Origin of the sequence: Undibacterium sp. Rencai35W (genome assembly GCF_049340185.1) — a bacterium.
Taxonomy (GTDB): Bacteria; Pseudomonadota; Gammaproteobacteria; order Burkholderiales; family Burkholderiaceae_D; genus Undibacterium.
This window is the reverse complement of the sequence record NZ_JBMPPC010000005.1, coordinates 213,172-227,089: the sequence shown is the minus strand read 5'-3', so window position 1 is coordinate 227,089 and position 13,918 is coordinate 213,172. Positions and strand designations below refer to the sequence as shown.

Genomic DNA, 13,918 nt, shown 5'->3' with positions numbered 1-13,918 from the left:
ATGCTGGAATATTTAGCTGGATTCATCAGAAAATTTAAAGCAATACAACATTGGAGCATACGGCATCGCCTGCTTTTTATTACACTTGTCCCAGTGAGCTATCTCTTTTGCATGCTGGTGTGGCATTCATATTGGCTGCACACACAAGAAGTTAAAAATGAAATCGAAGAACGCGGCAATATTATTACCAAGGTATTGGCCGAGAGTAGCGAGTATGCACTGGCATTGAACAAACTCCCTGACCTGAAACTATCGCTAGATGGATTGGTGCAATCAGAAAGAGGTATTTTAAGTATTGATATTTTAGATGTTAATCGAAAAGTTTTACTTCATAGCCAGTCAAAAGAAAGAAAAGTATCCAGCCATCGCATTTTTGATCTTCCCATTAAAAAGCGCCTGACATGGGTCAACCTGATACCAAGCGTTACAGATCCAGTCGCACAAAATGACAATCTGTTGTCAACAACAAAAACACAACTAGCAGGCTATGTTGTCGTCGTCATGTCCTTCGCCGAACTGGAAGACAAACAACAACATCGATTTGCGATTGAGTTAGCTGTAGCAGCGCTGGGATTGATCATCAGCGCATGGCTTGCTGTGCATCTATCAAGAACGCTATCCATCACGTTTGCACAATTCATCGATGCCTGCCGATCCATCAGAAGTGGTAATTTTACTATTGATCTGACGGTGAAAGATGGTGGTGAAATCGGCGAATTGCAAACCTCCATCAAGGAAATGGCGGATAGCTTACAGCGATCTACAACCGAACTGGAGAGTCGCGTTGCAGTACGTACCGCAGAACTGGAAACCTCCCGTAACGAGGCAATTAAAGCGAACATGGAAAAAAGAAAGCTAATCCAAAAAATTCATGGCATTGTTGAAGAAGAAAGGAAGAGTATCGCATTAGAAGTACATGACGAGCTGAATGCCTCATTGATTGCAGTACGCCTTGAATCACAGCGCATTATCGATTTAAGTCAACAAATATCACCGTCAATTGGGCGGGATAAAATTCAGCAACACGCCCAATCAATTAATAAAAGCGCACTCGATTTATATAATAACGGTCGCGCCTTGGTACGTCGCTTACGACCAGAGGTACTGGACATGCTTGGACTGGAAGGTGCAATCTCGGAAATGGTCTCTAGCTCCCAAAATAACTACCCGAGCTGTGATTTCAGCTATTCATCAGAAGGAAATTTTGACAACTTAGATAACACCTCTGCGATGTCAATTTATCGCATCGTTCAGGAAGCCTTATCCAATATCATCAAGCACGCTAATGCGCGACATGTAGAGATCATTCTGCAAAGAGATATTGTGACCCATGCGGTTCATCTCCTCATTTCTGATGACGGCACAGGCTTTGATCAAACATTGACGACATCAGGCCTTGGCCTGATCGGCGTTAGAGAGAGAGTATTTGCACTAGATGGTGATATTCAAATTCTGTCTGATACAGACGGCGGTACAACTATCTCCATCCTAATCGGACGCTTGACAAGACAAACTAATTAGAAATCCTTTGTGAGAGGACATGTATGATATTTTTTCACATTTACCAACAAATTACTTTCTTGGAATAGCACTAGACGGAGCTAACCTATCTCGTACTTCGTACTGTGGATCAATTTCTTTTTGATGCTGAAGAATATCGTAAAGCGCCTGCTTAGCCTTGATTTCACTATTTTTTTCAGCAACAAATTTTTCTGTGTTTAATAGCCAAGCATCGCGTTTTGCAATAGTTGTATCGGCCGCTTTCTGAGAATCCGCTGTAATCTTTGAATACACATTATTCAAATGAACTTTAGCTTGTTCATATTCCTGCTCATTCATCAGCTTCGAAATATCTCCCGGAATACGCTTTCCTGGAGGTAAGGCATCATTCATATTTTCAACAAAATTGTTATAACAGTTTTGCCATGTATTGATCAGTTGATTGACATTTTTTATCTCGCTATTTGTTTTAGATAAAACAGGAATTTCTGGTGTTCCACAATTAAATTTACCGGAAATCAAATCTTTACCATCATACTTAGATAACCAATATTCAATATCACTATGTCGTATTTGTCGCTGACGGATTACCTCTAAAGCTACCATTGCTTTCGCGTTACCGCTATTTGCGGACTTCTGCAGCCACTCCGATGCCTTGCTCATGTCAACAGAAGTTCCTTCCCCGTACCAGTGCATTTCACCCAAGTGAAATTGGGCCTCAGCGTTACCGCTATTTGCCAACCTTGTATAGAGTTTAAAAGCTTCCGTATATGAACGATTGTCAAGAAGTCGGTTGGCATCGGCAAGCTCGTCAGCGATGGCGACATTCGTCAAAAGTAAGGAGAAGCATAAAATATATTTATTCATTATTTTCTCGCAATATTGTTATAACTCCAAATTAGGATAACAATAGTCATCTGATAAGACAACCAATAAAAAAGCTCGCTTGCGCGAGCTTTTTTATTGGACTGGAACTAAAAATTAATGCTGCAACAAATCGTTAATTTCTGCCAGATCCGATTCTTTTAAAGTGCCGGCGGCGGATTTTAAACGCAAGCCATTCATGATGGTGTCATAACGTGCCTTAGCCAAATTCTGACGTGTTGTATATAACTGTTGCTGTGCATTCAGCACATCAATATTAATGCGTACGCCGACCTGATAACCAAGCTTGTTTGAATCCAGCGCCGATTGAGAAGAGATCTCTGCAGCTTCCAGAGCTTTGACTTGTGCCAATCCGCTGTTAACGCCAAAGTAGGCTTGACGGGCTCCTTGTGCGGCTGTGCGGCGTACATTGTCGAGATCGCTTCTGGCTTTATCTTCTAAAGCAATTGACTCGCGCACACGGCTGTCTACAGCAAAGCCAGAGAACAAAGGAATGTTCCACTGAACACCGATAGTCGTCGGCTTCACAACACCGGTACCGGACAAGGAATTGCCGCCTGTTGAAGTGCGTCCTGTACTGGCAACTAAATCCAGCGTTGGCATGTGACCTGCGCGGTTTCTTGAGATATCACGTTGAGCAATTTCTAAGGCAACTTGTGAAGCAACTACGCCGTAATTCTGCTTCTCTGCAGAGCCTACCCACTCCTCGATACGTTCCGGCTGAGGTGAGCTGAGTTTGATGCCTGGTTTCAGGCTGGATAAATCGCCCGCTTCTTTGCCAATGATTTGCTGAAGTGCTGCGCGCTTGATTTGTAAATCGCTCTGACCAGCAAATTCCTGGGCGATGATCAGATCATAACGGGCTTGTGCTTCATGCGTGTCGGTAATGGTTGACGTACCGACTTCGAAATTGCGCTTTGCTGACGCCAGTTGTTCCGAGGTTGCCGACTTTTGAGCCTGTAAAGTCGCAAGCGTATCCTGTGCAGCAAGTACGTCGAAATAAGCCTGACCTACTCTGACGATCAGGTCTTGCTGCGCCTGGGCAAATTGCGCATCACTTACGATGACGGATAATTTGCCTTGTTCATATTGTTGCCAGTTCGCCCAGCGAAATAAGGGTTGCGACAACGCCAAGGTATACGTATTTGTGTAGCTCGTACCCTTACTGTCACGGCCCGCCAGATCTGACTCAAAATTACTATTGGTACGAACATCGCTACCGCTCAATGCCACACTTGGCAAAATACCTGCACGGCCTTGTACAGATTTTTCTTTACCTGCCACTTGCGAAGCGCGGGCGCTACCGTATTGCGCATCATTGACTAAGGCATCTTTGTATATTTGCAGCAGATCGCTGGCGCTGGCATTGAGCGTCAGAAAAGCACTGGCAATCAGTGTGGCAATGATGGGATTACGCATGTAACACTCCAGAGAGTAGTAGTTAGTTAAATTTATGTTTGAGCTTGCTACGCTTTAAGCGTTTCAGACAGGTCAAACGTCTCAATCAATAAGTCGGCATTGCACTATCGACCGACTGTGCCCAGGCATGCACACCGCCAGTCAGGTTGATTACCTGGGTAAATCCCTGGCGCTCTAAAAAAAGAGCGACCTGCATACTGCGTGCTCCGTGGTGGCAAATGCAGACGATCGTAGAATCAGGATCGAGCTCTTGCTGTCGTCCCGGTATGCTCTGCATCGGCATCAGAACAACACCTGGAATATGACACGTTTCATACTCCCAAGGTTCCCTGACATCGAGCAAAACCGGAGGATTTTTTGAAGTATCCGCCAGCCAGCTTGCTAACTCGGGTGCAGTTAAATGTTGCATGACAATTTCCGCAATCGTTTAAAAAATGAAACGCGATACATGCTCAGACTGCGGCAAGGCTGGCACCACAGTTTCAAACAAGGTTGTCGCTTTAAAACTGGTATCAGATTCACGACGTATCAGTTGCGCTGCCATGACCGGTGCCTGTCCAGTGACGACAAATAAACGACCACCGATATTGAGCATATCCTGCAATACTTGCGGAACGATTTCGAGAGAACCGCTGACGACGATAACGTCATAAGCCGCACCCTGCTGAGCGGTCAGTCCACTGGCTTGAATAATGCTGACATTCGAGACATCGTTATCACGTAAATTTTTTGTGGCTGTTGCAATCAATTCAGGATTGGTTTCAGTCACTGTCACATGCTTCGCCTGATGCGCCAGCAGTGCTGCCAGATAACCTGTGCCGGCGCCAATCAGCCAGACAGATTCTGATTTTTTCGATGCTACCTCCTGAACGATCCGCGCCTCCAGTTTGGGGCTTAATGCGAAAGCGCCGCCGGCCAAAGGTAACTCGGTATCAAAGAAGGCCAGACTTTTTTGACTCTCAGGAAAAAAGTTTTCGCGCTTGCAAACGATGAGTAAATTCAAGACGTCCAGATCCAGGACATTCCATGGGCGGATTTGCTGTTCTATCATGTTGAAACGGGATTTTTCGATATTCATGGTATTTACTCTGTCGCAATATAGGTGGGGAACCCGCATTTTATCAAAGCGCAGCCCCCGATTAGAAGAATCCTTGTTTATTAGTTCAAATTGCCAGATCAAATTACTAGCTCAAATTACTAGCTCAAGAAGTCCATTTGTTTTTAAACCAGGTCCCCAAATCATCCAGATAGGTGTACATCACAGGAACCACCACCAGCGTCAGCAATGACGAAGTAATAATGCCGCCTATTACTGCCTGCCCCATCGGCGCACGTTGCTCGGAGCCCTCAGTCAAGGCGAATGCCAGTGGCACCATACCAAACACCATTGCCAGGGTTGTCATCAGAATAGGACGCAGACGGACATGAGCAGCCTCCAGCAGAGCCTCCATACGTTCCATTCCCTCTTTACGTGCCTGATTCGCAAAATCGACCAGCAAAATTGCGTTCTTGGTGACCAATCCCATCAGCATGATGAATCCGATGATAGAGAACATATTCAAGGTCGAACGGAAGAACATCAGCGCCAAAAATACGCCAATCAAGGTCATAGGCAAAGCCGACATAATCGCCACGGGTTGCAAGAAGCTGGCGAACTGAGATGCCAGGATCATGTAAATAAAGATGACTGCCAACGCCAGGGCAGATAAAGCATAACCAAAAGACTCCGCCATGTTTTTAGACGCGCCACCCATTTTGTAACGATAACCAGGTGGCCACTGCATGCTGTCCAATACCTTTTTCACTTCAGCGCTTGCCTCGCCGGCAGAGCGACCGACGACGTTCGCCGACAACTCTACCTCGCGATTGAGATCGCGCCGGTTAATCTGATTTGCCCCGGTGGATGCCTGAATGTCCGCTACCTGACGCAGCGCGACCATTTTAGGAGAACCGTCCGCATTCAACTGAGAACTGCTCAGCATCAGTCGTGATAAATCATCCTGGTTGTTTCTGTCATTGGGCGACAAGCGGACTGAGACGTCATAATTTTCATCGTCCGGTGCGCGCCATGTCGTTGCAGCCTCACCGGCTAGCAATGGTCGTAGGGCGGCACCGATTTGTGCTACGCCAATACCCAGATCGGCGCCCTGATCCCGCTTGGGACGTACAGAAATCGTCGGCTTCTGGGCTTTCAAGCTAGTATCAAGATCGACGACTCCCGGAATAGCGCGCATACGTCGTTGCGCCTCTTCCGAAAGTGTAGCAAGTTGCCGTAAATCGGTTCCCAGCAAGCTCAGGCGCAATTGTTTATTGTCGCCTCCGACACCATCCAACGCACCGATATGCGTGACCGTAATACCCGCAATTTGAGTCAAGCGATTACGCAAGGGAATCGACATCTGCGAAGTGCTGCGCACCCTGTCCTTGCGCGGTACCAGCCTGATGTAGGTGGTTACATAATTCTTACCCTGTGCTGAGCCGGTGTTGACTGTGCTATAGGTATCTAATACTTCAGGAAACTCCTTCAGTACAGTCTCGACCTGATGCACTTTGGTTTCAGTCAATTCCAGCGAGGATCCTACTGGCGTGTAAAAAGTCACACCGGTTTCAGAATAGTCAGCTTGCGGCACAAACTCTGATCCGATCAATCCTGTAGCAGGAATCATCAGGCCACCGACAAAAGTCAGCAGCGCAATCAATAAAGTCTTGATACGGTGTTTAAGCGACCAGCGCAACATACTTTGATAGCCGCGCGAAAACCATTGCACCCCGCGCTCAAATTGTTCCAGTACACGACCAATCGTGTGCGCATAAAACCCTTTTCGCGCTTGCCCTTCATGGCCGTGCGCATCGGGATCAGGCCAGATCGACGACAACATAGGATCCAGCGTGAAGGACACAAACATCGAGATCAATACGGCCGCCGTCACAGTAATACCAAACTGGTGAAAGAAGCGTCCAATAATCCCGCCCATGAATCCGACTGGCAAAAAGACGGCCACAATCGAGAATGTCGTTGCCAATACCGCGAGTCCGATTTCTGCAGTGCCTTCCAGCGCTGCCGTATGATGATCCTTGAACTTGCCATTCACTTTCATGCCGGCATGGCGGACGATATTTTCTCGTACCACAATCGCATCATCGATCAGCAAACCAACACACAGGGACAATGCCATCAGCGTAATCATATTGATGGTAAAACCGAACATATCCATGAACAGGAAAGTTCCGATCAGAGCAACCGGTAAAGTCAGTCCGGTAATCACGGTGGAACGCCATGAATTCAAAAACAGGAACACGATCAGGATAGTCAGCGCAGCGCCTTCGATCAGCGTCCTACGTACATTTTCAACACCAACCCGTATCTGCCGCGAACCGTCTTTGATGATCTGTACCTTCACACCCGGATACAAGGCTTTCAGTTGCGGATCCAGATTCTTTAATGCCTCTACAAGTCCATCGGCGACTTCAATCGTGTTTTGTCCCTGGGCTTTCAGGATATCAAGCGCCAGCGTGCGTTGTCCGTTATACAGAGCCAGACTTTCCTGCTCTTCCTGACCGTCAACAATGGTGGCGACCTGAGATAAAAATACCGGCTGTCCACCACGTTTAGTCACAATAATGCGACCAAAATCCGCAGGGTCTTTGACACGTCCCTGTATCTGGACAATTTTTTCGTTATCCAAAGAACGTATCGCACCGGTTGGTAACTCCTGGTTTTCGTTTTTTACCGCGTTGATCACCTGATCGACACCCAAGCCTAGGGCTTCCATCTCATTCGGCTTGATATAAATCTTGATCTCACGTTTGACCCCACCGACTAGCGTGACGGAACCGACGCCTCGCACATTTTCAAGACGCTTTTTAACGATCTGATCACCGATCGTCGTCAGCTCGCGAAAACCGCGTTTTTTTATCTTGTCGTCATTCGTTACGGAAACAGAAAAGATGGGTTTGTCTGACGGGTCGTAACGCGTCACGCGCGGCTCTTTGACTTCTTTACGGAATCCCGTTTTTACCAAAGCCACTTTTTCACGTACGTCTTGTGCTGCTTGCGCCGGATCAATGGTCAGATCAAATTCCATGATCACGACCGAAGTACCTTCGTACGAACGCGATGTCAGTGCGCTGATACCATTGATGGTGTTCACCGCCTCTTCCACCTTGCGCGTGATATCGGATTCAATGGTCTCAGGTGATGCGCCCGGATAGTCGGTCTGAATCACGACAACGGGAAACGTAATATCGGGAAACTGATCGACGCGCAAGCGTTTATATGAAAACAAGCCCAGCACGACAAACGCCACCATCATCATGGTTGCGAGCACGGGGTTGCCGATACTGATACGAGTGAACCACATGATCTAGCCCTTGCTCACAGATGCTGGCGTTGCGCTTGGCTCTACCGTTGGAGCAGGTGCAGGTGATGGTGATGGTACTGCAAGTTTGATGCTTAATCCCGGACGCAGACTACCGAGATTGGCTTTGACAATTTGTGCGCCGCTAGTTAAACCGGATAAGACTTCTGCCGCAGGTCCGGCAACGCTATCGCCCTGCAAACCGAGGCTGATACTTTTCTGTTGCAGCACATTGTTCTCGATCGCGTAGACAAACGCTTTGCCTCCGTCATATTGCACTGCTGTTTGCGGGATCGTGAGGACATGGAGTTTTTTATCGAGAGCGAGTTGCGCTTCTGCGAATACGCCCGCTTTTAGCAAGCCATCTGGATTCGCAACCTGAATATACGACATGATGGAGCGAGAACCAGATTGGACGGCGGGATTGATACGCGTAACTTTACCGACAATAGCAGCGCTGATACCTTCTACCTTGAGGGCAACTTCTTGTCCTAAGCGAATATTGGCGATGTCCTGACTGGGTACGGCGGCTTCCATTTCCAGTGTACGTAAATCGACGATATCAAGCAGGCGATTATCCGCAGAAACTTTTTCGCCAGGCTGTACGCTACGGGTGCTGATAACCCCGGCAATCGGCGCTTTGATCAATGTATCGGCGAGTGCTTTTTGTGCGACGGCGAGTGCGCCTTTAGCGGAATCCACATTCGCTGCTGCAATGGCGTACTGGTTAATCGCGTTATCAAACGCGTTCTTAGAGATGAAATTTTTATCCAGCAGTGCTTTGTTGTTATCGCGTGTCTGTTTCGCGATTTCCAGTTGCCCCTGCGCGGCCAGCAATGCACCACGCGCTTGTTCCAGGCGCGCGTCGTACTCTGTCGTGTCCATCTTGATCAGCACTTGTCCCACTTGTACCGTCTCACCTTCTCGAACCAAAACTTCCTTCACTTCAGAAGCGACCCGAGCTTTGACTGCGGACTGATTCATCGCACGCAAGGCGCCGGATAAGGTCAGGTTTTTTTGTATATCAGTAGTACTAACTGTCGTAATGTCACCAGGTAAAAATTCCAGCACTTGCGGTGTGCTGACGGTAAGCGGTGCTTTAGGCGCATCTGAAGATTTTTTCTTCATCACGACCACCGCGACCATGATAAGCACGACCACAATGACAATCCAGGTTCCACGACGCTTCAACATAGAGATCCGATATTTAGGTAATTATTTTTTAAATCTGCGCATTGGTGCGACATGATTTAGTTTGTATGCTGTGTCTTCAATTGCTACTTATGCCAACCAATCCGCACCGATTTATATTGAGTGATGCTGCTGCCGTGACAGCGAACTCACAAGGTTATGCGGCCTTATCTTTATCTGACAAGCAGGCCGTGCAAAGCCATATCAATGTAATGCTCCAGATAACTATCCAGATCTTTGTTGGGAATCTGGCATACGCTGTACGAGTGCTTCCACATCATCATCATAATCATTGGCGCAATCAAAATTTTTGCTCCGATTTCCGGATCTATCGCACGCATCTCACCACTAGCAATACCTCTGCGCAGCATGCCAACGATCATCGCGTCGCCCGGAGCAATCACTTCATCATGATAAAACTGCGCCAGGTCCGGAAAGTTACTCGCCTCCGCCATCATCAGCTTGCTCAAGCCAGACAATTTAGTCTTACCCATGCGCTCCCACCAGGTCGTCATGAACAAGCGGAACAAATCGGCGGTACTGCCGGAAAAAGCTTGTATTAATTCGCCCGCCTCATCGATCAAGGGCAGCACATTTTCACGTACGACTGCTTTAAATAATTCTTCTTTGCTGCTGTAATACAAATACAAGGTTCCCTTAGACACGCCCGCTGCCCGCGCAACATCGTCCAGTCGCGTCGCAGCGAAGCCACGTTCGACAAATAAGTCGAGGGCGGCTAAAAGTAGTTCTTGAGGGCGAGCATCCTTGCGGCGCTCCCAGCGTGGCTTAAATGGACAGGACATCATAGAAGGGGAAATTAACTTACTTTTGAGTCAGTAATATAATCATCTATCCCGACAGCGTCAAGCAAAGCCCGCCCTGCAACCCGGTACGGAGTCTGACAAAGGCCGGGTTCCGGCACAATCAGAATGCGACGAATGGACAAATTGACAGTCTGAAATGCAACAAACTGGCACAAAGCTATACCGACCCAGAAGCAAAAGTAGAGAGAAATCGGATGTAAACCCGACATTGGTATGGCGACGGCAAGCAAAAAATAGCGTCAAAACGGGAGTTGCGCATTCAAAATCACCGGGAAGTTCTAAAAACTTCTAAATTGGAAAATCACATCGATAGAACTGATACAACAACCCAAACCCCTCACCACGGAGACACGGAGACACAAAGAAAAGGCAGGAGTAGAGGAGTTAAACGGCTCCAAGAAATATCGATTTTTGGATTTTTAGACACTTCCGACATCGACTCCGCAGGCCGGACGCGGCTTTCAGAGGCATTTCAGGCTAGCAGGCCCATCCAGCATGGGGATTCGTTTTAAAAATTTTCTAAAAACTCGGTAAACTGCACGCTTCCCCAAGCAAGATATCTTGCATGTGTGCCACTGTAACGAGGCATTTTGGTTATCGAGTCAATATTGTGTCAGTGTTACTGTAAGTGCGGAGCAATTAACGAAACCGCCTTGTCGTTTCCCTGACCACCAACTCTAGAGGCGGTAATTCTGTTGTAATTTTCTCGCCATGAATCAAGCCCATTAATGCCACGGTTGCCAGACGTCCCATGTCATATAAAGGCTGATGTATGGTGGTCAAAGGCGGGGTTGTATACAGCGAGCCAGGTAAATCATCGAAGCCGACCAGAGAGATATCATCCGGAACGCGAATACCTCTGCGATACAGGCTCAGGCGTACGCCATACGCGGTCAGGTCATTGGCCGCAAACACCGCGCTAAACTGCTGCTGCGACTCAAATAGACGATTCATTGCCATTAAACCGCTAGCCTCGTGAAAATCGCCCTCTACTACCAACTGCGGATCAAAGGCCAGATTTGATTCAGTCAGTGCGCGCCGGTAGCCCGCCAGACGATCGGCGGCATCCACGTTATTCGAAGGTCCCGCCACGAACGCGATTCTGCGATGACCAAGCTCAATCAGGTGCCGTACCGCGAGATAAGCGCCATGCTCATTGTTGAGCTTGAAGCCAATCGCCGTCTTGCTATTTAGCATGCGCCCTGTCGCTACAATCGGACGCTGATTCGCAAAACGCAGCACATCCTTATCTTCGATACGGCCTGACAGCAAAATAATTCCATCAACTTTACGCGCCAGTAATAATTTGATCCGCTCGGACTCTTCTTCTGCGTTCCAGTGACCACTCACAATCACGGATGCAAAACCTGTTCCCTTGAGTCCGTCATCAACACCATGCAAAGTCTCATCAAAAAACGGACTGGAAATATCCTGCACCACGATGCCTATCGTCATGGAGCGGCCTTTTTTCAGGCCCTGTGCGAGCTGATTTGGCTCATAGTGCATTTGCGCGATGGCTGTCTCTACCGCAGTTCTCTTGTCCGCCGACACCTTCGCTGTACCATTCAAAATACGAGATACCGTGCTGGGCGAGACGCCAGCTTCTTTGGCGACATCTAGCAACGTGACCGGTATAGTGGCATTTTCTTCTTTGTTCAATTCTTTCCTCTCGCTTTTGAACATGGTAAATAACCCATGGCCTACAGCTATATTTTTATATCATCAAAGTACCGACTTCCGCATCAGGCTTCGCCAGCACCCGCCCGCCCCTGCAACATGAGGCAGAATCAATCACTCAACTGATAAAGCGCTCAAAAAACACTGGCCAAGAATAGCATAGGCACATCAGAAGCCGCCTCGTTTGGCGATGTGTTTGCCGCCCTCATTAGATCAAACAATGTCACCCGGTTTTTTTATATTTTTTATTTGACATATTTTATTTGAAAACGTTTTCAAAATACAACAATATTTTAAATAATCAATCCTCCTATGAAAACCCCCCTGCTATGACCTAGTCTCGCACTAAGCACTAGGTAAATAATTTACAAAAATTGCCCCGTCACGATTGACACAAATGAAATTGAAGTGGTAAATTTCATTTGAATTTGAAAACGATTTCAAAATAAAAATAAGCGGAGACAAGTAATGCAGCCTTACCACGCCATCGGGCATGTGGTCGCGAACTCATCGCGCGCCACCATCATCCTTTCTAACAGCGCGAAACTGAAGCGAGTCGGCTTTGTCACGTCGGTTAATTCTCAGAGCCTTGTCCAATGAACTCTGTGCCTACGCCATCAGCCAGCAATACGCTGCACACCACGCCATCCACACGCCCCGGAAAATCCCCCCTGCTGTGGGTGCCGACCGGTTATTTCACGATGGCGCTGACCTATATGACGTTGACCAGCGTCACTGCAATCATGTTCAAGAATTTAGGTATGGATAACGGCAAAGCAGCAGAATATGCAAGCTATCTAATTCTCGCGTACACAGTAAAACCTTTATTCGCACCGTTTGTGGAAATGTACCGTACCAAGAAATTTTTTGTACTGTGCTCACAATTAGCCATCGGACTGGGCTTTGCCGGTGTTGCGCTGGCAATGGCACTACCAAACTATATGGTGGTGATGATGATCGCCTTCTGGGTACTCTCATTCGTCGGCGCTACACAGGATATTGCACAGGATGGCGTGTACGTCACCTCATTGGACAGCAAAACCCAATCACTGTATTGCGGCATTCAAAGTCTGAGCTGGAATATCGGCCCCATCATTGCCACGGGAGGTCTGGTCTATCTGAGCGGATGGCTACATTCTCATTATTTTCACCATGATGCCAACGTCTTTGGCTCGGACTGGATTGCATCCTGGCGCATCATATTTTTTATTGTTGCTGCAGTGACGCTTTGCATGGCGATCTGGCATCTGCGCGTCATGCCCGACGGCGCACGTGCCGACAACGCGCCAGGCTCAATCAAGGCTGCGTGGGAAATTCTCATCGATTCTTTTAAAACCTTTTTTCAAAAACGCGATGTCTGGCTGATGATCGCCTTTGCCTTTCTGTTCCGTCTAAGCATCGGCTTTCTGGAAAAAATTGGTCCTTTTTTTATGGTGGATCCTATTAACAAAGGCGGGCTTGGTTTATCCAACGAATTACTCGGCATCATCTACGGCACCTATGGGCTGAGTGCCGTCTTATTAGGATCGCTGCTGGGTGGTATTTTTGTCGCCCGACGCGGCTTGCGGCCGACACTGTTCATCCTGTGCTGCGCGGTCAATATCCCCAACATAACATTCCTCTTGATGAGCATCTATCAGCCAGACAATCTGATACTTATTAGTGCAGGTGTCGCCATTGAAAAATTCTTTTTCGGCTTCGGTTCAGTCGGCTTCATGATTTATCTCATGCAGCAACTCGCCCCTGGCAAATACACCACAACCCACTATGCGTTCGGTACGGGTCTGATGGGGTTGTGCATGATGATCACTGGTACTGTCAGCGGTCACTTGCAACAGTTGCTTGGCTACGTAAATTACTTCGTGTTTGTCATGATTGCTACCATCCCGTCGTTTCTGGTGACCTGGAGGGCTCCTTTCCACCATCAGGATACGGATACAAATGTCAGCGCATAGTCGAAATACGATGATATTTTTTTAACCGCAAATGAAATCGTTTTCATAATGCATTGAAAAATAAAAAACACGACACCCGTTTGAAATCCATTTTTATATTTACTTTTGA

General features: G+C 47.5%; 10 protein-coding genes. 2 read left to right on the top strand and 8 right to left on the bottom strand.

The genetic code is table 11. The features are described from left to right. A complete protein-coding gene (locus tag ACO0K3_RS12900) occupies positions 1-1,521 on the top strand; it encodes an ATP-binding protein (RefSeq protein ID WP_422985177.1) in 1,521 nt (506 codons plus the stop codon). 51 nt (positions 1,522-1,572) lie between these two features. On the opposite strand, the gene ACO0K3_RS12895 is transcribed toward ACO0K3_RS12900, so the two are convergent. The 8 genes from ACO0K3_RS12895 to ACO0K3_RS12860 form a co-directional block, all read right to left on the bottom strand. Further along, positions 1,573-2,367, bottom strand: a complete 795-nt coding sequence (locus ACO0K3_RS12895) for a tetratricopeptide repeat protein (protein ID WP_422985175.1) — start codon at positions 2,365-2,367, stop codon at positions 1,573-1,575. Between the two features lie 114 nt (positions 2,368-2,481). Next, on the bottom strand, positions 2,482-3,804 hold the full coding sequence (locus ACO0K3_RS12890) for a TolC family outer membrane protein (protein WP_422985173.1): 1,323 nt from the start codon (positions 3,802-3,804) through the stop codon (positions 2,482-2,484). A gap of 85 nt (positions 3,805-3,889) precedes the next feature. After that, entirely contained in the window at positions 3,890-4,213 is a 324-nt protein-coding gene (locus tag ACO0K3_RS12885) for a rhodanese-like domain-containing protein (protein ID WP_422985171.1), read from the bottom strand. 18 nt (positions 4,214-4,231) lie between these two features. Beyond that, entirely contained in the window at positions 4,232-4,882 is a 651-nt protein-coding gene (locus ACO0K3_RS12880; protein ID WP_422960757.1) for a protein-L-isoaspartate O-methyltransferase family protein, read from the bottom strand. Positions 4,883-5,006: 124 nt separating this feature from the next. Continuing rightward, positions 5,007-8,165, bottom strand: coding sequence for an efflux RND transporter permease subunit (locus ACO0K3_RS12875; RefSeq protein ID WP_422985169.1), 3,159 nt, complete (start codon positions 8,163-8,165; stop codon positions 5,007-5,009). A 3-nt stretch (positions 8,166-8,168) separates the two neighbouring features. Continuing rightward, positions 8,169-9,356, bottom strand: a complete 1,188-nt coding sequence (locus tag ACO0K3_RS12870) for an efflux RND transporter periplasmic adaptor subunit (RefSeq protein ID WP_422985167.1) — start codon at positions 9,354-9,356, stop codon at positions 8,169-8,171. A gap of 170 nt (positions 9,357-9,526) precedes the next feature. Beyond that, positions 9,527-10,159, bottom strand: coding sequence for a TetR/AcrR family transcriptional regulator (locus tag ACO0K3_RS12865; RefSeq protein ID WP_422985165.1), 633 nt, complete (start codon positions 10,157-10,159; stop codon positions 9,527-9,529). A gap of 657 nt (positions 10,160-10,816) precedes the next feature. Further along, a complete protein-coding gene (locus ACO0K3_RS12860; RefSeq protein ID WP_422985163.1) occupies positions 10,817-11,836 on the bottom strand; it encodes a LacI family DNA-binding transcriptional regulator in 1,020 nt (339 codons plus the stop codon). 719 nt (positions 11,837-12,555) lie between these two features. Here ACO0K3_RS12860 and ACO0K3_RS12855 point away from each other — a divergent pair. Next, on the top strand, positions 12,556-13,809 hold the full coding sequence (locus ACO0K3_RS12855) for an MFS transporter (RefSeq protein ID WP_422985523.1): 1,254 nt from the start codon (positions 12,556-12,558) through the stop codon (positions 13,807-13,809). Positions 13,810-13,918 lie beyond the last annotated feature (109 nt).